Consider the following 20,739-nt stretch of genomic DNA (forward strand, 5'->3'; position numbering starts at 1 on the left):
TGGCGTTGGCGGCATATTGTTTTTATGACAATAAACCCGAAGCGTTGCAGGGGTATACTATTGAACATACAAAGCAATTGGCTTTGTTTTAAGCTTATCCCGAACTCACGTATTGATATACTCTCCATTCATTGATTCCTTGAATCGAAAAGCCCCCATGCGAGAAAAGTCCTCAATCCCGATAAGATAGTCGAATGAAGAAAGCCGACGCACCGGACGTTTCTCTTCCTTTGCTAGAATCTGTTCCCGACGATTTATCAATGTACGCCCCCACCTGTCTGGAAGGGCATCAGAAAAACATCCGAAAATATCCTTGCCTGGAGCTGTATATTGCAGCTCTGGATAGTTATTCAAATCATCACTAAGAAACAAACTACCATAATCCTTTAACCACTCATTACTATAACAAAATCCATAGCTGTCAGAGCCACGAAGTGATTCGTAACTTAACTCTCCAACGAGCCTTGGTTCTTTCAGCCAATCGAAATCAGCTAATACATAAAGTTTTTTCATCGCTTATTCTTTTTTGGATGCTCTTTCTCGTTTCTTAAGATTCAAATCCTGCAAGGCCTTTCCCATTGCATCTTCTTTTGCAAGCAACAGAATATCATCATCTAACTGAAGCGCATAAAGCACCCTAAGATAAATGCCTATTGCCACCGTTGGTACACCTTTCTCTATGCGTGAAACCGTCAGAGGTGAACAGGTGGCACGTTCGGCGACTTGGGCAATACTGAGATTTCTGCGTAGTCTGGCCAGCCTGATCTGCTCACCTACTATCTGCATCTTCTGCTCCAATTTTCTTGGCAACTTGGTACCCATTGTACTTTTTGTCATTTCTCAACATATCATATAATATGCAAATATAGCAGTTTTACTTTATTTTATGATGTATTACAGAGATAATTTTTGAATTCATTTCTCTTAAAATCTGCTTTGGCTACATTATTGGGCGTTGAGATATTAAATGCTATTATATTATTCATAAGGCTGATATTTTACAGATAATAAACAATATATTGTTTATAGAAAGACAGCAATAATTTGAACAGAAAAAGAAATAACACTTCCTTTTCTGTTCAAAATATTACTGCTAAGGCAATCTTAAAAAATAGCGACCGCTGTCACATAAGTCTGTTGTTTGTATAATCACCGAAACGCTAACCTCACAGCAACTGAACTACCTCAAGGCTCTTATGGATGGTGAAATCTCGTTCGAGGACTCGATTTATGCCTATTGGTTGAAGACTGAGTACTTCGCAAAATAATCATAATGTCCACCATCGGTTTCAAAGCCATTTTTGTACCTTTCCCATCAAAAATCAATGGCAACAATTAAAAGAGGTGTAATAACTATGATAAATTTATTAATGCCAATTTATACAATTCGTATATTTGTTTTTGCGTTCTTTACTTCGTATGTAATCGTTATTTTTGTAGCTTCTCGCGTCATTCTTGATGTAATGATTGTATTTTTATCATTCAAAAGGAAAAAATTTGAATATAAAAAAACATCGACTAAAAAATCATAAAATAAAGAAGATAACTGTTCCGGTGTAAATTCATTAAAGCCTAATCCTTGTTGAACATCATCAGGTATTTCTTTCAATGTTCTTATGACAATAAATTTTATGTTAAAGGAATCAATTTTATTACATTTTATTGCAATAGCTCCTTGCAAAAATGTTTTATACCATTCTTTATTTTGCTTAATACATTCTTTTATGCCTTTTCTTATTTCAAAAAAAGCGACATGTAATAAATGATTTTCTATATTAGTAAGTGAAACGCAGTATTTTTTAAATTCAAGTTTATCAAGGATAGATAAATGTTTAGTGATATTAAATTCATTAATATATCTACGGAATTTATTACCATATATAGTATTAGCATTATAATATAGAAAAAATATTTCATCTTTAGATAACTGTGCTCGTGCTATTTTTGCATATCTAACCTTATCTTCTTCATTAAGTTTACTATGTGAAATCAAACTAAAAATTTGATATAAGACTCTAAAATATTGAGCAATATTTGGCTCATTTTCTGCATAAAAACTTAGATAAGCATTTTTAGCAATTTTACGCCCCCCATCTTGATTGAAATTCTGGTATATAGATTGTTGCTTTTGTGTAAAAAAGGATTTACCTTGCATTGAAGAAATTATAGAATTATATAGTGTGAGTAGGTTAAAAAACATATTATCAAACTGCTGTAATTTAAAAACGTATCGGCTTTCAGATATTTCTGTTCTTTGTAATCTTAAAGTCTCAAATAACAAAAGAACTCCAACTAATGCAAATAAGGCTCCACAGCACCCTCCTATAAAGTCACCAAATTGTGAGGATTTTTCCAATGAAATTATACCTGTTGGTATAATAAACTGTTCATAAAAAAATCCTCTAACACAAAACCAAATAAAAATAAAAAGTCCTATCAATGTAATGAGGACTGAGCTGATTAATAAAATTTTCTTTTGACACTTCATTGTTTGCTTATTTTAGTGTTTTACAAATATAGGAATTACAATTATAAAATATATCTTGAAAGCTCTTTTTTAGCTTACACGAATAATATCTCTATTAACTTGAATCTGCCGTATTTTTGTACCTTTTTCCACCAAAAAACGGCATTTTTCATAAGTTTTTGTACCGCACATTTTGACATTCAAGAAATTACACTTACTTTTACTTTCCAAAATGGAGGTACAAGCCGAGAATGGTGCTAAAAATCACTAACTTACACATTCTCAGATACTTGCCAACCTACTGGTTGTACCTTTTAGAGCGCTATACTATTGATAATCAACGATGTACATATACTGCATCGGCAAATAGCTGATTATCAACAATATTACAATATATTGCTAACTATTTGAAAGCCACCGTTTGGTGGCTTTTTTCATTTTAACACTTTCCATTTGAAACTTGTTATAACCAGTTTTTAAGGATAAATTTGGCTCAAATATCGTTCCTGTCCCTAAATTTTGCGACCAAATGGCAATGGAAAAATGACATATATGGCACCTCATGCAAAAATTGCAAAAGTGACAAATGTGCGCCCATTGACATGTTGGACACCTCGTGAAAATTCCTGCAAATACCTGAAAATTGCTGCAAAGGAAATGGACGATTTTAACATGCCAAAAATATGAAGATTTTAAAGAAATGTTTAACACGTGGAGAAGAGTTTATTGCATCCAAGATGTCAAGTAAATACTGCTGCAGAGAGTGCGAACGTGACGCATCTCGCAAACGTGAAGCAAAACGGAAAAAAGTGTCCGGGAAAGTGAAAAAGAAGCGGCTCTTCATTAGTGTCCACTAAAAAATCATAGAAGTTCTTTGCAATTATTGGAATTCAATTTGTTATAAGTGCTTTGGGAGTCAACGGATTTGAATTTACTATAAAAGTATTAATCAGACCGTTATGCATAAAGACAAGTTCATTTTTGCTCAATTAACCCGATTTCTTGATCGCAATCACTTCAACTATCTCGTAAAGAAGTATGAAGGCGACAAATATATCAAGAGTTATACCTGTTGGAATCAACTACTTACGATGATGTTCGGTCAGATTTCCAATCGGGAGAGCCTCCGGGATCTGGTTGTGGCTATGGAAGCACACGCTGGGAAACTCTACCATCTCGGAATCGGGAAATCTGTAACACGAAGCAATCTCAGTAAGGCTAATGAGCAACGTGATTACCGTATTTTCGAGGAGTATGCAACATTCATGATTGCCGAGGCCCGCAAGCGTAGAATCAATAAGATATTCGAACTTGACGGTCATGTTTACGCATTTGACTCTACAACGGTTGATTTGTGTCTGTCGGTGTTTGAATGGGCTAAATTTCGCAAACACAAAGGCGGAATAAAGTTGCATACGCTCTACGATGTTGAAACGGAAGTACCTGCTTTTGTGCATATTACACCTGCCAATATTCACGATTCAAAGGCTATGCCTGAGATTCCATACGAATCAGGAGCACATTACATATTCGACCGAGGGTATAACGATTTCAGTAACCTTAATACGATAAATCGTATAGGTGCTTTCTTCGTTGTACGAGCCAAAACAAATGTACGGATCAAGCCTAAAACCTGGAAACGAAGATTGCCGGAAGGTGTAGTTTCGGATGTAATAGGATGCTTTACGGTTTATAAAAGTTCTAAGGATTATCCCGAAGAACTTAGAAAACTCATCGTTGAGAATCCTGAAGACGGTACACGATACATCTTCCTAACGAATAATCTTGACGCATCTGCGGAGTTAATATCATCGCTTTATCGAAACAGATGGAGTGTTGAACTGTTCTTCAAATGGATAAAACAACACCTCAGGATTAAGAAGTTTTGGGGAACATAGGAAAACGCAGTACGCATACAAATCTGTTGTGCGATAATTACTTACTGTTTGGTAGCAATAGTCCAGCACGATATGAAATTAGAACGCAGCGTCTATGAAGTTCTCCAAATTCTCGGAATCTCTCTGACCGACAAAACACATCTCTGTGACTTTTTTGATAAATCGAATTTCAAAAATGTCAAAGACCGATATGATTCATGTGAACCGAATTTATTTAATTTTTAACCTTGTCCATTTTTAGTGGACAGTAGTGTAACGATTTATATAATTGCATTTTTTATATAGCACAAAAATCCCAAATAGAGCAACATCGAAATTTCGTTTATTTATGGGAAAATTGCGATTTGAATTTTTTTTTTGTAATAATGAGAAGGAAACAGCTAACTTGCATCAGAACTATACATCATTAATCAACACGATTATTATATCTCCTCCCAACTGTGGTAAAATAGCCCAAAGAAACTTTAGTCCCAGCTAATACTAGGTTTGAAAGTCTCTAAAATTGATTACTACAGAAAAGAGAGAGCTTTGTTGCTTAATATCAAATACCATTTCCCCGATTTTGACTGCGCATTCGTTCTCCATACCACAGAGTTCCGTTCTACAGATTTATAGAAAGATACAGCACTATGCATGTGTTCCATTACATGTCTGTAAAATAATAGCCAACAATGCCTCTATAATGGATACATTGTTTTGAAGCATATGATAATTATTCTCAGGATTAGCCCATATCTGGTTAAGTTATCTTTTTCTGCTATTATATTCAAGATAGATTGGGCGAGTAACATTACCCGGTAATCCACTAGTCAATATGTTTATTATAGGTGACGGTCCCAAACATATACTAAAAGTTTTCAAGTTTGGGTTATTTCTTCTAATTTCGTAATCTTCATCCTATCCTTCAAACCCCAGTAATCCAAAACTAATCTATTGATTCTATTTTTATCTTCATCAGAAAACCAAGTTACTTCACACTGAGATGTAACAGAAACATTATTGAAAAACCAATCCATGTATTCCTAGAAGTGATTTAAACCCAAATGGGCCGTTACTCGGACAGTTCGGAACAACGCTTCCGGCAGTTGTTTGAACGTGAGTTTGACTGGATGCAGTTCAATCTCTTCCTTATGCGGCAGCGGTTTGGTGAAAGTGCTAGAAAAGCCATTGCCATAGACGCGAGCTACATTTCAAAGTCGGGAAAGAAGACTCTTTATATTGGCAAGTTCCGGTCGGGATGCGCTTCTGCTATGAAACGAGGTCTGGAAATTCTCGGTATCGGCATTGTCGACATTGACAGTCGAGACTGTATGACGCTGCGTGCGGAACAGACACCGGACAAGGCGTATCTGGAAAAGCAAGGCGAAGATTACAGCCTTGTGGACTGGTATCTTGACGTGCTCCGCAAATACAAGGATAAGCTGCTTCGCATAACACGTTATGTCGTTGCAGACGCATGGTTCTCAAAGGCAAAGTTCGTGGGTGAAGCCTGCCTGATGGGATTCCATGTCATCAGCCGCCTGCGTGATGATGCCGCCTTGTGGTATGCACATGATGGTGTCCGCACGGGCAAGCGGGGACGGCCGCGTATCAAAGGCGAGAAGATTGATTTTGAGAAACTCGACCTTCAGCGTTGTGAAGTTCTCGATATTGAAAGAGGAAAGGCTTACTCAGTCAAGGCCTATTCAAAGGCAATGAAACGCAACATCAAAGTCGTGGTTCATTATCCGGAATCAGGAGGACAAAAATCTATTTCTCCACCGACCTTGACATATCGGCCAAAGACATCATCGAATACTACCGTACAAGATTCCAAATTGAGTTTTGCTTTCGGGATTCCAAACAGTTTACCGGACTCAACGATTGTCAGGCAAGAGACTTGAGGAAACTCAACTTCGCTTTCAACCCAAATCGGTCATTAGAAAATTCAGCTTTCTTTTTGCGCAAAATGTGCCGTAGTTATGGCAAGAATTAAGCAATGCACAGTTAAATCAAGCTGCAGGCAGATTTTTCACTTGCATTTTGCATGTGAAAATCTCTAATGACCGATTTGGGTTCAATGCTTCACTGGCCCCGATAAACATCGCAAAGGTCATGCGGAAACGATACTATCCCTCGCTTTCCATAGGACTGCTAAAAGCCTATCTGAGTAATGTTTATATACTCAAAAGAATTTTTAGTAAGTCCGGTCTGAAACCGAACAGAACTTTTAATACTAAACTTATCAAAGAACTCTTTGGCTTTGTGGCGGAAGCCGCTTAGCCGATATGTTGAATTTTTAACGGACTATTAATATCACGAGAAGGTAATTCTTTCAATAAGTATGGCAGTTCTTGGTCTCAATGATTTGATTTTTACTCAATGATGATTTTGTATTGCATAAAATAGCATACATTTTATGCAATATGCATTGCTGTTTGAATAAAAAATAGTAATATTGCACTTGAATAATAATATAGGAGATGAAAACAATCATTCTAAATCAGCGCAAAGAACGTGATGAACTGATGTCTCGTCCGTATTTGATACGTAAGAGCATCCAAGATACAGATTTGTTATTGAGCAACCATCTGATCAAGTTGATAACAGGTCCTCGACGGGTGGGCAAATCTACTCAGGCATTATTGATGCTGCGAGACAAGAATTTCGCATATCTGAACTTCGATAATTATCAATTGCTGGAAACTTGGGATGCGAATCTGGTCATGCGGATGCTGGATGATGTCTATCCTGGGTATGAATATATCCTGTTGGACGAGGTCCAGAACCTTGAAGCTTGGGATCTGTGGGTCAGTGAATTATATAGGATGGGAAAGAATCTTGTAATAACAGGCAGTAATGCCAGAATGCTCAGCAGTGAAATGGCTACAGTATTGACAGGCAAGTATCTTCAGGTAGAGATGTTGCCTTTCAGTCTTGAAGAGTTTTTCGATTGGAACAAGCTTGATCTGCATATACTGAAACCGGAACACAAAACAGAATCTCTTGTGCTGACAGATGACTATTTGAGGAATGGCGGTTATCCGGAAGTAGTCGCTTCACGCCAATTGACACGCAATTATCTTGACACGTTGTTTGATTCCATTATATGGAAAGATGTGGCTAAGCGTCATAATGTCCGGAATGTGACAGATCTGAATAACTTGGCCATGTATCTTGTCTCGAACTTCTGTAATCCTGTTAGTGCTAATGAATTGACATCGGAACTTGACTTCTCCAGTGTCAATACGACTAAAAAATATATGGATTATCTCCATGAACCATACCTTTTCTATTATTTGTCACGCTACAACAATAAGCTTAAGCTGATGAAAAAAGCCCCAAGGAAAGTATATGTCGTTGACAACGGTTTTGTGGCATCAAAGGCATTTTCCTTGAGTGACAATTTAGGGCGACTGCTTGAAAATCAAGTTTTCATAGAACTTATACGCCGGGGCTATGATGTTGAAAAGACCATGTTTTATTATCGTTCACGGAATGATAAAGAAGTTGATTTTGTCCTTCGTGAAGGACCACGCATATTACGCCTTGTCCAGGTATGTTATGATATGAGCAGTCCTAAAACGGAGAAGCGGGAAATGGACAGCATTGTTGAATGTGCCGGAGAATTAAAGTGTGATAATCTTGTTATTGTGACTTATAATGATAAGCGCACAATTGAGAAAGATGGTTATAGGATAGATGTAGTGCCAATCACAGAGTTTTGAATATATGGATGTCCTGACGCATTTCAGAAGTATAGAAGAACTGACGAAAACGCTCTCACGTGAGCAAAGATTGCTAAGCGAGATGTTTGAGAAGCGGAAGCTTATGAAGTTTCCGTCGGGGCTTGCCATTGACCTTGTCGGAGGAAATGAACAAAGATTGAGAAAACTGGTTGATTATGGTGTGCTGGTGGAATCCGGAAATGCGGTTGAGATTGAGAGCGACTATCTGAACTTCTTTGAGGAAGTGCTGAATGTCAATGAGGAAATTAGCGTATTAAGCGTACAGGAATGCATCAATACTCTGAAAGAGAATATCGGTTATTTCTTGCAAGAGACGAATCCCAACCGCAAAGCCGGATATCAGGATAGTGTGCGGCAACTTTTAAAGAAGACCGGATTCAGGACCCTGAAGAATGTGGTGGATTTGAAGCGTAATATGGACAATGCCTATAAGCAGGAACCCAATTATGTCATCAAAAAGAAGAAACTGGAGAATCTGGATGAGAAGAGCCATAGCATTCGTGCCATGATACGTGAGTGTGAAAAACTGATGGATAATGAACACGCCTTTTTCATCATGGCCAATGATCCGCACATGGCAAAGACCTGTAGCGATGTGAAACATGATTTTGTAGAAGCCTATCATGCGCTAATGGAAATTGACAGACAGATTATTTCCTATATCAATCAGATAGACCTGCAAAATCAACTTTACAAAAAGATACGGAAGTTGAAGTACCTGCAAGATCAGTTGCTTATCAAGACTGACACGAACCTTGTAAAAGTTCTGGAAGAAAGAAATCCTCTTTGGATGGAATCCCGCCAATACAATAAGATTCGCCTGTCTTTAGAAATGCTAAGGGAAAACGATCAGGTAGTAAAGTTGCTGAGACGAATTGCCGAACGGAATGGAATACAGAAAACAGCCAGAACGGAAGCCGGGCCTCTGGCAGAGGAAGACTTGCAAGAACATATCCGGCAACTGAAGGAGGTGGATTCTGCCGAAGTCTGGAATGCATTTTTAGCATCAAGTTATAATCTGTTTGAATTCATTCTGATGTATGACTATAAAGTAAAACGTAGCATAGAAGAACATGCTACCCTCTTCTGTCAGCTGGTTATCTTGCATCCTGATGAATGCCGGATAACAGGCGAATATGCAATTTATCAAGACATTGAATATCCTATAATTTATGCGAAATAATACTCAAAGAATATACGAGCGGTTAAGCCGGGGAGAGTTTCTTTCGGTAGACAGTGCAGATACCTCTGTCCGTCATCTGTATGAGGATATCGAGGAGAATTTGGAAGATTATACAGAATACTTCAAGGAAATAGGTCTGCAACTGGAATCTGGTAATGGTTACTTCTATTTTTCAAGAATAGGAGAGGGTAAACAGACGATAGAGCAGAAATTGGACAGCTTTTCAAAATGGCTTGACTATCTGGATTTTCTGAAATGCTATAATCAGTCATTTGCTGCAGGATATCAGTTTCGCAAAAGTCATTTGGTAGAACAGATCAGTCTGGATATCGAACTGAAGGAAAAGGCAAACCGTTTGTTCAAGAAATACGGTGTGGGGTCTAATGTTGAAATAGTAAACAAGCTGCTTCAGGAAATGCAGAACATGGGCTTTGCGGAGTGTATCAGCGAACTTGATGAGACTTTTAAGGTTACTTCGGCATTCCGCTATGCCGAAGAATTGGTTGAAATAATTCAAATTGCAAATGAAGATGAAATACCTGAATAAGATTATTTTTATCAATAGTGCCAATATTCCGTATGCAGAGATATCTGTAGACGGGAATGTACATTTCACAGGGACTCAGGGTGTCGGTAAAAGTACGGTATTGAGGGCTCTGCTTTTTTTCTACAATGCGGATAAACAGCATTTGGGTATTCAACAGGGGCAGAAATCGTTTGATGAATTTTATTTTCGCCAGTCAAACTCTTATATACTTTATGAAGTGATTCGAGACAATGGCGCATATACGATACTTGTCGGCAGATATCAGGGACGCGCTTCATGGCGGTTTATTGATGCACCTTATCAGCGTGAATGGCTAATAGACGATGACAAGCAGGTATTGAGTGACTGGGTGAAGATTCGCGAACGTATAGACAAAGACGTAGCTGTTTCTGCAAGAATCGAGTCCGGTGTGATGTTCAAGGATATAATCTTCGGCAACACTCATGACCATAAATATGCGCGTTATGCATTGGTGCAGAGCTCGCATTATCAGAATATTCCACGAAGCATTCAGAATGTCTTTCTGAATACCAAACTTGATGCGGACTTTGTAAAGAATACGATTATACAATCCATGACTGATGAGGATTTGCCGATTGATTTGCAGACCTACAGACGACTTGTTACAGATTTTGAGCGGGAGTATGACGAGATAGACTGTTGGTTCCGCCAAACACGTGATGGCAGTTACCCTGTGCGTCAGCAAGCATTGAAAATAGCTGAACAGGGCCGTACAATTGTAGCACTCGACCAGCAGTTGTCTGACGTATGGCACATGCTCAATCATGCTGTAGCTTATAGTGAAAAGCATATACCTCTTTTGGAGATAGAAGCCGCAGAAGTTGAAGCGGACATAGAGAAAGAACATAACCGTGAAAAGGAACTTACGGCAGAATATGATAAAGAAAAAGACGCACTCAATCAAGACCTTGGTGCCCAAAAGGGTAAATTGAAGGAAATAGCACAGGCAAGAAAGTATTTCTCTGACGAGGGTATTGATGACAAACTCGCTCTTGCCGGTCGTGAGTCTGCTATCAGACAGGAGGCTGCTGATAAACAAACGCTATTGGATGATTTGTTGAAAGCTTATGCATCGATAGAAGAAAAGTACAACATTGCAAGAGGTAAACTGGAAAATGCACGTCAGGCGTTTGGGAACATGCAAAAAGAAGCATATTATCAGAAACAGACCGAACTTCAGATAAAGCGTAAGAGCTTGGAAGAAGAACGTACCAGAAACAGGAATCAGGTTATGGAGACTTTCAACAGCTGGCGACACGACTCTGACGAACGTCTGCAAATGTTGTTGATTGAACAGAACAGGACTGAAAATGCGCTGAAGGAACTCCGGCATTGGCATCCCCGGGCTAATGAAATAAAGCAAGTAGATGAGGAACTGCAACAATTGAATTTTACGGAAAAAGAGAATGCGGCCCAACAGACAGCGGTAAAAAGTCAGATTGCCCGGATTACTGCCGAGTATGAGATGAAAGAAACGGAGATAAAACAAGCCTCTCAGCGTGAGCAGGAACGTCTTGACGCTGATCGTACACAAATGCGTGAACAAATCGCAAAGATTCATGATTTATTGGCTCGTTTAGACGGTTCTCTTTACAAGTGGCTTTGTGAAAACGCTGAAGGTTGGGAGAACACGATAGGCAAAGTCGTTGACGAAGAGAGGATTCTATATGCTCAAGGGCTTGACCCTCAGTTGGACAATGTGGCTAATGGTATGTTTGGCGTAAAGTTAAACCTGGATAATATTGCCTCTGTGCATCGTACGCCTGATGAATATAGATTGGAGAAGAATAACCTGGAAGAGCAGGTACGGCAGATTAACCGTCAACTTACGCAATTGCCTGTTACTCTTCAGGAAGAGATAGCTAAACTTGGCAAGAAATATGCTGTACAGGTCAATCCGCTTCGTCAGAAAATGACATCGTTGAAGGTGGAAGAAGAACAGGTGCCAGCCAAGCGGCAGAACCTACAAAATCGTAGACATAAGCTGGAGATGGAAGAACAGGAGCAGATTGCCCGCGAAAAAGACGTTCGTGAACATTCCTTTAATGAGGCAGTACTGCATGTGAATTCGGAGAAGGAGGCGCGCAATAAGTATGAATTGAAAAATAAAAAGGACCTTAAGGAGCTCGATTCATCGTTTAATAAAGCGACTAAAGCACTTGATGAGGAATTGCGTATTTTCAAGGAGTCGCAAGATGCTGTAGCGACCGAACGTAATCAGGAATTCGCCGTACAGAAGCAACAACTCAATGAACAGCAGAAAGCCGAACTTGCAGGCAAGGGCGTTGATACGAACCTGCTCGAGCAATATCGCAGGGCTTTAAATGATTTAAAGACTCTGTTGATAAGGATTGATAAAGAACGTTCAATTGTTATTAGATATCGCGACACAGAGCAAAATCTTTTTGCTAAGGAGCCGGAAATCAAAAAGGCTATTAAGATTATAGAGCAGCGGCTCGCCATGATACGTCAGCGTTATGAAGACAGGCGGACACGTATCGGGAAAAAATGTAAAGAAATGGAAGAGCGTCGGAAAAAGGTTCGTGGTGAACTGACACATAGGAGAGAAGGCTTGACGCTTTATCATCAGATGGTAGAAAATGAGCATCTGGTGCCTGATGCTTTCCTCTCTGATGACAAGATGAAGAAGACCGAGTTGGATTGTCAGCAACTTTTGAGTCAACTTCGAGGTACGGTCAATCAGAAGCGTGAATCGATAGACAAGCTTAAATCTATAGTTGTCAGTTTCAATCGTAACTTTAAGCCCCAAAATGCTTTCCATTTCAATACAATGCCTGTAACAGACAATGACTATTTGGAGATTGCAGCGGATTTGCAGGACTTTATGGACAATAATAAAATCGAGGAATTCCGCAGACGTACCAGCGAGCATTATAAAGATATCTTGGGACGTATCTCGGCGGAAATCGGTTCACTAATGAAACGCAGGTCGGATGTGGATGGGGTGATACAGGATATAAACCGTGATTTTATAGAAAAGAATTTTGCAGGAGTAATCAAGAGTATTGAACTCAGGGCAGATGAGTCATCTGACAAACTCATGAAACTGCTTATATCTATTCATGATTATGCTATAGAGAATGCTTTTTCTATCGGCGAATTGAACCTTTTCTCAAATAATAATCGGGATGAAGTGAACCGTAAGGTCGTAGATTATCTGAAAAGCCTGTCTCATCAGTTGCAGAACGAACCGAATCGTTCGACTGTATCTTTGGGGGACGCTTTCCGTTTACAGTTCCGTGTGAAAGAGAACGACAATGACACCGGCTGGGTTGAACGTATTAATAATGTAGGATCGGATGGTACGGATATTCTTGTGAAAGCAATGGTTAATATCATGCTCATCAATGTGTTTAAGAAAAAGGCTGCCAAAAAAAGTGGTGATTTTATCGTACACTGCATGATGGATGAGATAGGTCGCTTGCATCCTAACAATATAAAAGGCATTCTGCAGTTTGCCAATTCACGCAATATCTATCTTATCAACAGTTCACCGACATCGTATAATCCATACGACTACCGCTATACATACCTGTTAAGTAAGCATGGAGTAAGGACAAGAGTAGAGAAATTGTTGAAACGAATAAATTAATCGGATAATATGGCAATAAGTGCGTCTATACAGGCATTGTTAGCCGGTGAACAGGTTGCTGGGTCGAGGCTGAACAGTAAGTTGCTTGATGAGCTGTCGGCAGAAGGTCTGCTGTTGGTTATACCACGTGGCTCAAGAAAATCCTATCGTGCCCGTGATATGGAGGCTCTGAAAAGATTTCTTATAGACAAGGACGAGAGTTTCCGTATTATCGAAGCAAATGCTTCAGATTCCCGTGCCACAATGGCTGCGGAGACAGGAAATTCCAAACTTGTTATGGTCCGTTCCTGCCCGGGATTTCCTGTAAACAGTTATGAACGTGTTGAGTGTTTCTTAGGTGGAGACTCATTCCCTGTAAATCCGCAAGAAGGAAGTTTCCTCTTTGTCTCAGATTGGAAGAAATTTACAATTCCCGAAGATGTCGTAGTAATTGGTGTCGAGAATATGGAGAATTTCAGGATGATCCGCAGGCAACGCAGATTCTTTGAGGAGTATCTTCATACTCATGGACTTTCAGACAAAGTGCTGTTTGTATCCCGGTATCCTCAGTCGACCGACCTTAGAAGATGGCTGTGCACTATCCCGAATCATTATCTTCACTTCGGAGATTTTGATTTAGCGGGAATAAATATATTTCTATTTGAGTTCCAGCAATATTTAGGTAAAGAGCGTTCTTCTTATTTAATCCCAACTGATATTGAATCTCGCCTGAAGTCTGGTTCTCGGAAAAGATATGATGAACAGTATTACCGTTTCAAAGACATTAAGTCGGATGCGTGTGAATTACAACAGTTGATAGATTTAATTCATCATGAACGAAAAACTTATGATCAAGAGGGTTACATATGTTGTGATCTGTAGAGACGGATAAGAGTTGAAAGTTATAAAAATACAGTTCAGTAAGGATAGTCTTGCTGAACTGTATTTTGTCTAAAACTTGCAGCAGTTATTTAGGACTAGTCATTCTTTTTAATAGTCCGTTAAAAATTCAACATATCGGCTAAGCGGCTTCCGCCACAAAGCCAAAGAGTTCTTTGATAAGTTTAGTATTAAAAGTTCTGTTCGGTTTCAGACCGGACTTACTAAAAATTCTTTTGAGTATATAAACATTACTCAGATAGGCCTTTAGCAGTCCGATGGAAAGCGACGGATAGTATCGTTGGCGCATGACCTTTGCGATGTTTACCGAGGCCAGTGAAGCATTGAAAGCGAAGTCAAGTTTCCTCAAGTCTCTTGCCTGACAATCGTTGAGTCAGGTAAACTGCTTGGAATCCCGAAAGCAAAACTCAATTTGGAATCTTGTACGGTAGTATTCGATGATGTCTTTGGCCGATATGTCAAGGTCGGTGGAGAAATAGATTTTATGTCCTCCTGATTCCGGATAATGAACCACGACTTTGATGTTGCGTTTCATTGCCTTTGAATAGGCCTTGATTGAGTAAGCCTTTCCTCTTTCAATATCGAGAACTTCACAACGCTGAAGGTCGAGTTTCTCAAAATCAATCTTCTCGCCTTTGATACGCGGCCGTCCCCGCTTGCCCGTGCGGACACCGTCATGTGCATACCACAAGGCGGCATCATCACGCAGGCGGCTGATGACATGGAATCCCATCAGGCAGGCTTCACCCACGAACTTTGCCTTCGAAAACCATGCGTCTGCAACGACATAACGTGTTATGCCGAGCAACTTGTCCTTGTATTTGCGGAGCACGTCAAGATACCAGTCCACAAGGCTGTAATCTTCGCCTTGCTTTTCCAGATACGCCTTGTCCGGTGTCTGTTCCGCACGCAGCGTCATACAGTCCCGACTGTCAATGTCGACAATGCCGATACCGAGAATTTCCAGACCTCGTTTCATAGCAGAAGCGCATCCCGACCAGAACTTGCCAATATAAGGAGTCTTCTTTCCCGACTTTGAAATGTAGCTCGCGTCTATGGCAATGGCTTTTCTAGCATTTTCACCAAACCGCTGCCGCATAAGAAGGAGATTGAACTGCATCCAGTCAAACTCACGTTCAAACAACTGCCGGAAGCGTTGTTCCGAACTGTCCGAGTAACGGCCCATTTGGGTGAAATTTATCTTTCTTGGCAGTGCCATATACAAAATCATGAGTTGGATGAATGCTGTTTTAAAACTTTTGCGTAACTTCGCTAAATAACTTTTCAAAGCATCGGTTACGATTTCCTCATATTGGTCAAGTGCTGTTCCTTTCATTGCTTTAATGTGTGGTAGGATACCATTAAAGATAATGAAAATCAGACACTTGACCTATTTTATTATGCTAAACTTTATCAATCAGCGTGCTTATTTTCAACGGATTAGTTACAAATTTAACGAAGTATTAAAACATATAAACGAACAAAATTATGGGAGTAAATATCACACACATTATTAAACATGATTTTAGACAAACTCACGACATTCAACTTTGTCTCGAATTTGCTAAGAAAACCATTGAACGTCTGAAAAAAGAATTGCTTATCCAAAGCCCCTATGAAAGTTTTGAATTGCAATATGACGAAGCTCTTAACGAAATAAGATTCGAACTTCCAATCTATGATATAGAATTTTCTTTACATGGCGGTTTCTGGCAAGTGGAATCATTCTTTCATTATTGTCAGTTAGTAATGCATCAAGGCAATTATTTTTGGTTACGATGCTTGACGTATGATATAGCCCGTACATTAGGAGAAGAAGAAGCTTGGTATGCCACAGAGTATTATACTTGGAACGGAGGTAAATGTGAAACTGTTGAATCTACTTTTGAAGAGTGGTATGAACAAGCTGTCAAAGACTATGGCAAATCCATTCCCGAATTTGACCAATCAGCCATTATAGCTCAAGATGACCTATACCCAGACTACGAGCCAATCTATCACGATTCATTTAAAGAATGTAAAACACATTTCAATAGATTACAATCTCAGATTGTCGGATACAAATTATTAGGAATACATCGGATAGGAAAAAAATTTGTAAGGTGCGAGAAAGATGGGCACCTTTTCCTTTTAAACGAACATACACAAATACCACTATTCACAGAACCTATTGATGATGTACTTAGTCTGTTAAATGGGCCAGAATTTGTCATTGTCAAGAATGGACTTTCGGCTGTGTTTAATGCATACGGAAAGCAACTAACGGACTTTGTCAAAGGCCGTTTTGAATGGAAATGGGCTCCTTATACCCCATTGAGTGCTCATGAAAGAATCATTTATAATAAAGAAGCCAACATTCAACTGCATACGGCATGGCCGATGTTCCAAAACGAATAGAAAAGAAGAATGAGTTCATCCGTCTATAATAAACCGCATTACAAAAGATCAAAGCATTATAGTTTTCTCCATCTGTAGCGTATCCGAACCTGCAAGGTCCTTTCATTCATTATGTAATCTACCGATATTCTACACATTCAAGTCTTCTCACATTTTTATCTGCATTCTATACTCAGACGGTGTACGTTTAGTGATTTTCTCAAATTGGGCAATAAAATGAGTGACGCTGTTGTACCCTGATTCGTAGGCTACTTGTGAAATATTCATTTTTGAATAAGTCAGCAATTTACATGCATGTTCAATCCGTATTTCAGATAGACATTGGAAAATACTTTTGTCCGTGCGTTGTTTGAAATACCTGCACAACGCCGAAGGGTTTTGCTTGACAAATTCTGCTATTTCCTCCAAAGAAACTTTTTCCTTAAAATGGTTATAAAGATATGTATATACCTTATTAACAGGTTCTTTCATATCTGGTATATGGTTCGTCTGATTATACGCAGTGTCGGAGAGTAGTTTGAAATGCCGGCTTTCATGCAGTTTTTCGAACATACGCAACAGGCAGATAAGACGTGAGGTATATCCGGAAGAATCGAATGCCTGTATCAACTCCAACATTGCGTCGAACAGTCCTTCATCGTAGAAACGGATTCCATATTGGCTTTTCTGCAACAAATCATAGATAAAACGATAATCAGGAATGTCTTTCATTTGTTCCGGAAAAATGTCCGGTCTGAACTGTATGGCTTCCCCTGCACTCCATTCATCTTCCAAGCCACTTGCAGAGGTGGGATTCAGTTTAGTATGGCACAGGTGAAGATGAGGTACGTTACTTCCGATAAGAGCTATATCTCCGACTTTATATTCTGATACGCCTTCACCGACAAACTGTTTCCCGCTGCCCTGAGTGAATAGCATGATTTCGTACTCCACATGCCTGTGTAAAGGAAGTACAAAGCGGGGATAGGAAATATGGCTGCATACCGTCGCCATTTCATGTACAATCTTACGTTCTAATATCGGCATACTCGTATTTTTACCCTACTGCAAATATAATGAATAATACTGCAAATATAATGGAATCTTGTTTCTTTTTTTGCTGCTAACTTTGCAGCATCAAATGAAATAGATTGGTATTATGAACATTAAGGAACACAAGATTTCTTCGCCTGACTTTTTGCCGGAATTGCTTGGGTCGTTTGCAAAACCTGCGGCAGAAAACCCTACTGTCGCTATTATGGAAGCTGCATTCCGCCACCATCAACTGTATTGTCGTTATATCAATTGCGAAGTAGGACCCGAAAATCTACAGGCAGCCATTGAAGGTGCCAAGGCGATGGGATGGCGGGGATTCAACTGCTCCATTCCCAACAAAGTGGAAGTCATGAAGTATTTAGACCGGATTGGAGAGTCTGCACAGATTATCGGTGCGGTGAATACGGTCATAATCGGTCCGGACGGAAGGACAACAGGTGAAAATACGGATGGGAAAGGATTTGTAAAGGCTATTTCGGAAATAACATCCATAACAGATAAAAAGGTTGTCATCTTCGGCGCAGGTGGGGCAGCCCGTGCAATAGCCGTAGAAATGGCACTGGCAAGAGCCAGAGAAATCATCATCGTGAATGTGAGTGAAAGAGGAAAATCATTGGCGGATTTACTGAACAGCCGCACACCGGCAAAGGCTTCATTCCAGCCATGGAATCAGGCATTCAGTATTCCTTCTGATGCAGATATCGTAATCAATGCGACTCCCGTAGGCTTATATCCTAACGTGGAGCAGCGTCTCAACATCCGCGTGGACACATTACTGCCGCAGATGATAGTGGCAGATTGCATCCCCAATCCGGTTTATACACATTTTCTGAAAGATGCTTTAGCCAATGGATGCAAACATATTCTTCCCGGAATGAACATGCTTGTTTACCAAGCCATGATAGCTATAAAATATTGGACAGGAAAGGAGGTGGATGCCGGCATCATGAAGCAAGAACTGATGCGAGTCTTAGGTTTATCAAAACAATAATCAATCATGCTGTCAGTAAGACAGAGAAACCTTATCCTTATTGGCATCAAGGCCAACGTCGCTAACTTTCATCCCAACTATTTAAATACGGACTCTCATGAAATTAAAACTTATATTCACTTTGCTGCTTTACGGATGGTTATTCATTCCGGCAAGCGCACAAAATCCGCAAGATATGTACACTTATAAGCAAACAGGCAACAAATATATTGTCAGTATCCAAAATCGCGAGGAAATCGTCAAAGCCCTGAACATTTTCTGCGAAGAACGGGGCATCAAGTCGGGAACCATTTACGGGATAGGAGCAATAGATGAATTAATCCTTCGCTTTTTCAATCCTCAGACCAAACAATATGTTGATAAGACTTTCCAAGAGCAAATGGAGATAGCCAACCTGACAGGAAACATCTCACAAATGGACGGAAAGACCTATCTACATCTGCATATCACCGTGGGGCGCAGCGATTATTCCGCTTTGGCAGGACATCTGCTTGCCGCTACGCTGAACGGAGCCGGAGAGTTTGTGGTAGAAGATTTCGGAACCTCCGTCACCCGCGTTTATGTTCCGGAAATAGGATTGAACTGTTATCAGTTAGACGAATAAATAAATATATATACGACATGAGAACAGGATTATTCAGTGCCATTTTGATGTTAGTCTGTATCGGCATACAGGGTTGCAGTTCTTCTTATGCGAAAGAAAATCACACAGGAGAACGGTTGGAAATTTCTTTCCGCTTCCAACGTGGCGGCATTGCTTCCAGCCAATATGCCATTTGGATAGAAGACGAAACGGGTAAGTTGGTACGTACCTTGTATGTTACGTCTTTCACAGCAAAAGGAGGATATGAATACCGGAAAGATGCCGTTCCTGTCTGGGTAAGCAAGGCAAAACCTCAAGTCCTGTCTTCCACACAGATAGATGCCATAACGGGCGCAACACCACGGAACGGCGTGGTAACTTACCAATGGGACGGGACGGATGATAATGGCAACCGTGTCCCTGTGGGAACATATAGGTTTTTCATCGAAGGTACTTTGTATTGGGAAAACAGGGTTGTCTATACTGGAAAACTGGAATGGGGAGGTAAGGGACAGGATTCCATACCGGTAAAAGTCCAACGCTTCCATTCTTCCCAAACTAATGAGTACATGATTACAGACCTGAAAGCTTGTCACATCAAGAACTAAAAGTGACACATCATTGAAACCGGAGTAGGTGCAGCTTTCACCTATTCCTCATGAATCTTCAAAAATTTCCAAGTAAGCGGAAAAAGATATTCAAGACGTTTGGAATGGAGACTTCGACAGCCGAAGGTCGACAAACGGTTATCTAAGTATGACAAAGGTATGGAAGACGACTGCTGATAAAAAAACGCTGAAGCGTGTCCTTGCGTCCGTCCGGCCCGTAAAGGGAAGCCAGCCCGTGGTTTTCCGCCAGTCCGGATTGGATAGCCGGTGTCACGCCCCAACTTGAATTTTCCCGACCGAACCTTGCGTCTTTCCATTTCTTGCGGCCGCCCCCCGCCAGACCAAGGTAGGGCGCCATCTAGTCCGATTGCCAGAACGTCACAAATATAACATTTAAAATCGAATGGCAACTGAGCAACACCGAAGAACTTGTAATAATGATAACCGATGGATGCGTATCCCCCTGAAGACCGCTATGGAAAATATCATAGACAGCCTGCCAATCTGAACTCATCTCCAACAGTTTACGACTTATCCGAAAATCTGAAAAACGCAAGCGGTTAAACCAACCAACCTTCCGAATAGAAATGGTCAACGCATCCGCATGAGTTGGGTAACACTAACGGTAGCGTATTTGACCGGTATTCTGTCAGAAATATTGCCTTACATCTAAGAGCCTGCTTAAATTTTCCGATTAAGTATTTTTATCCGCCCCTTTTTGAGTTTGTTTCCGATCTAAAAGCCGAAGAACATTCTCGAAAACAAATCTCAAACCGCAGGCAGAGCAAA

At 40.0% G+C, this 20,739-nt stretch carries 15 protein-coding genes and 4 pseudogenes; 13 read left to right on the forward strand and 6 right to left on the reverse strand.

Annotation, left to right across the window (positions count from 1 at the left end; genetic code table 11):
• Positions 1 to 92: pseudogene (locus M3085_RS13290) on the forward strand (IS982 family transposase); the annotation flags it as partial.
• A gap of 19 nt (positions 93 to 111) precedes the next feature.
• Here M3085_RS13290 and M3085_RS13295 read toward each other — a convergent pair.
• The 3 genes and pseudogenes from M3085_RS13295 to M3085_RS13305 all read right to left on the reverse strand — a co-directional run.
• Positions 112 to 513, reverse strand: a pseudogene (locus M3085_RS13295) (HipA N-terminal domain-containing protein); the annotation flags it as partial.
• 3 nt (positions 514 to 516) lie between these two features.
• Positions 517 to 837 (reverse strand): helix-turn-helix domain-containing protein, encoded by a 321-nt coding sequence (locus M3085_RS13300; RefSeq protein WP_117573337.1) that lies wholly within the window; start codon positions 835 to 837, stop codon positions 517 to 519.
• 541 nt (positions 838 to 1,378) lie between these two features.
• Positions 1,379 to 2,488 carry a putative phage abortive infection protein gene (locus M3085_RS13305; RefSeq protein ID WP_249053268.1) on the reverse strand — a complete coding sequence of 370 codons (1,110 nt, stop codon included), beginning with the start codon at positions 2,486 to 2,488 and terminating at the stop codon, positions 1,379 to 1,381.
• 938 nt (positions 2,489 to 3,426) lie between these two features.
• Here M3085_RS13305 and M3085_RS13310 point away from each other — a divergent pair.
• The 8 genes and pseudogenes from M3085_RS13310 (at position 3,427) to M3085_RS13340 (ending at position 14,318) form a co-directional block, all read left to right on the forward strand.
• A pseudogene (locus M3085_RS13310) lies at positions 3,427 to 4,590 on the forward strand (IS4 family transposase).
• Between the two features lie 884 nt (positions 4,591 to 5,474).
• Positions 5,475 to 5,951, forward strand: a pseudogene (locus M3085_RS13905) (transposase); the annotation flags it as partial.
• Positions 5,952 to 6,112: 161 nt separating this feature from the next.
• The gene (locus M3085_RS13910) at positions 6,113 to 6,340 is read left to right on the forward strand and encodes a transposase (RefSeq protein ID WP_410554768.1); all 228 of its coding nucleotides are present in this window, start codon (positions 6,113 to 6,115) and stop codon (positions 6,338 to 6,340) included.
• Between the two features lie 487 nt (positions 6,341 to 6,827).
• Positions 6,828 to 8,072: an ATP-binding protein gene (locus M3085_RS13320; RefSeq protein WP_191709408.1), complete on the forward strand. Its 1,245-nt coding sequence runs from the start codon at positions 6,828 to 6,830 to the stop codon at positions 8,070 to 8,072.
• 4 nt (positions 8,073 to 8,076) lie between these two features.
• Complete coding sequence (locus tag M3085_RS13325) at positions 8,077 to 9,276, forward strand: hypothetical protein (protein WP_191709407.1); 1,200 nt, start codon at positions 8,077 to 8,079, stop codon at positions 9,274 to 9,276.
• On the forward strand, positions 9,266 to 9,823 hold the full coding sequence (locus M3085_RS13330; protein WP_191709406.1) for a condensin complex protein MksE: 558 nt from the start codon (positions 9,266 to 9,268) through the stop codon (positions 9,821 to 9,823). Before M3085_RS13325 ends, M3085_RS13330 begins: the two co-directional genes overlap by 11 nt.
• A complete protein-coding gene (locus tag M3085_RS13335) occupies positions 9,807 to 13,457 on the forward strand; it encodes an ATP-binding protein (protein ID WP_249053269.1) in 3,651 nt (1,216 codons plus the stop codon). The genes M3085_RS13330 and M3085_RS13335 overlap by 17 nt, the downstream gene beginning before the upstream one ends.
• Before the next feature lie 9 nt (positions 13,458 to 13,466).
• Positions 13,467 to 14,318, forward strand: a complete 852-nt coding sequence (locus M3085_RS13340; RefSeq protein ID WP_249053270.1) for a hypothetical protein — start codon at positions 13,467 to 13,469, stop codon at positions 14,316 to 14,318.
• A 391-nt stretch (positions 14,319 to 14,709) separates the two neighbouring features.
• Here the strand turns inward: M3085_RS13340 and M3085_RS13345 are convergent, their stop codons facing one another.
• Positions 14,710 to 15,672, reverse strand: coding sequence for a transposase (locus M3085_RS13345; RefSeq protein WP_249053271.1), 963 nt, complete (start codon positions 15,670 to 15,672; stop codon positions 14,710 to 14,712).
• Between the two features lie 152 nt (positions 15,673 to 15,824).
• Here M3085_RS13345 and M3085_RS13350 point away from each other — a divergent pair, with 152 nt between their 5' ends.
• Positions 15,825 to 16,733: a hypothetical protein gene (locus M3085_RS13350; RefSeq protein WP_249053272.1), complete on the forward strand. Its 909-nt coding sequence runs from the start codon at positions 15,825 to 15,827 to the stop codon at positions 16,731 to 16,733.
• A gap of 147 nt (positions 16,734 to 16,880) precedes the next feature.
• Here M3085_RS13350 and M3085_RS13355 read toward each other — a convergent pair whose 3' ends face one another.
• The gene (locus M3085_RS13355; RefSeq protein WP_249053273.1) at positions 16,881 to 17,759 is read right to left on the reverse strand and encodes an AraC family transcriptional regulator; all 879 of its coding nucleotides are present in this window, start codon (positions 17,757 to 17,759) and stop codon (positions 16,881 to 16,883) included.
• A 112-nt stretch (positions 17,760 to 17,871) separates the two neighbouring features.
• On the opposite strand from M3085_RS13355, the gene aroE reads away from it, so the two are divergent.
• From aroE to M3085_RS13370, 3 genes are all read left to right on the forward strand, one after another.
• Positions 17,872 to 18,759 carry a shikimate dehydrogenase gene (aroE, locus tag M3085_RS13360; RefSeq protein WP_249053274.1) on the forward strand — a complete coding sequence of 296 codons (888 nt, stop codon included), beginning with the start codon at positions 17,872 to 17,874 and terminating at the stop codon, positions 18,757 to 18,759.
• A gap of 97 nt (positions 18,760 to 18,856) precedes the next feature.
• A complete protein-coding gene (locus M3085_RS13365) occupies positions 18,857 to 19,363 on the forward strand; it encodes a PPC domain-containing DNA-binding protein (RefSeq protein ID WP_191709394.1) in 507 nt (168 codons plus the stop codon).
• Between the two features lie 17 nt (positions 19,364 to 19,380).
• Entirely contained in the window at positions 19,381 to 19,950 is a 570-nt protein-coding gene (locus tag M3085_RS13370) for a DUF2271 domain-containing protein (RefSeq protein ID WP_249053275.1), read from the forward strand.
• 142 nt (positions 19,951 to 20,092) lie between these two features.
• On the opposite strand, the gene M3085_RS13375 is transcribed toward M3085_RS13370, so the two are convergent.
• Positions 20,093 to 20,308 carry a hypothetical protein gene (locus M3085_RS13375; RefSeq protein WP_249053276.1) on the reverse strand — a complete coding sequence of 72 codons (216 nt, stop codon included), beginning with the start codon at positions 20,306 to 20,308 and terminating at the stop codon, positions 20,093 to 20,095.
• Positions 20,309 to 20,739: the final 431 nt, after the last annotated feature.

The organism is Bacteroides caecicola (assembly GCF_023337095.1).
GTDB classification, from domain to species: Bacteria; Bacteroidota; Bacteroidia; order Bacteroidales; family Bacteroidaceae; genus Phocaeicola; species Phocaeicola gallinarum.

Bases quoted from the DNA above. Each gene is read 5' to 3' on its own strand.
- M3085_RS13300 (WP_117573337.1), bottom strand. From the start codon at position 837: ATGACAAAAAGTACAATGGGTACCAAGTTGCCAAGAAAATTGGAGCAG.
- M3085_RS13305 (WP_249053268.1), bottom strand. From the start codon at position 2,488: ATGAAGTGTCAAAAGAAAATTTTATTAATCAGCTCAGTCCTCATTACA.
- M3085_RS13320 (WP_191709408.1), top strand. From the start codon at position 6,828: ATGAAAACAATCATTCTAAATCAGCGCAAAGAACGTGATGAACTGATG.
- M3085_RS13325 (WP_191709407.1), top strand. From the start codon at position 8,077: ATGGATGTCCTGACGCATTTCAGAAGTATAGAAGAACTGACGAAAACG.
- M3085_RS13330 (WP_191709406.1), top strand. From the start codon at position 9,266: ATGCGAAATAATACTCAAAGAATATACGAGCGGTTAAGCCGGGGAGAG.
- M3085_RS13335 (WP_249053269.1), top strand. From the start codon at position 9,807: ATGAAATACCTGAATAAGATTATTTTTATCAATAGTGCCAATATTCCG.
- M3085_RS13340 (WP_249053270.1), top strand. From the start codon at position 13,467: ATGGCAATAAGTGCGTCTATACAGGCATTGTTAGCCGGTGAACAGGTT.
- M3085_RS13345 (WP_249053271.1), bottom strand. From the start codon at position 15,672: ATGAAAGGAACAGCACTTGACCAATATGAGGAAATCGTAACCGATGCT.
- M3085_RS13350 (WP_249053272.1), top strand. From the start codon at position 15,825: ATGGGAGTAAATATCACACACATTATTAAACATGATTTTAGACAAACT.
- M3085_RS13355 (WP_249053273.1), bottom strand. From the start codon at position 17,759: ATGCCGATATTAGAACGTAAGATTGTACATGAAATGGCGACGGTATGC.
- aroE (WP_249053274.1), top strand. From the start codon at position 17,872: ATGAACATTAAGGAACACAAGATTTCTTCGCCTGACTTTTTGCCGGAA.
- M3085_RS13365 (WP_191709394.1), top strand. From the start codon at position 18,857: ATGAAATTAAAACTTATATTCACTTTGCTGCTTTACGGATGGTTATTC.
- M3085_RS13370 (WP_249053275.1), top strand. From the start codon at position 19,381: ATGAGAACAGGATTATTCAGTGCCATTTTGATGTTAGTCTGTATCGGC.
- M3085_RS13375 (WP_249053276.1), bottom strand. From the start codon at position 20,308: ATGGCGCCCTACCTTGGTCTGGCGGGGGGCGGCCGCAAGAAATGGAAA.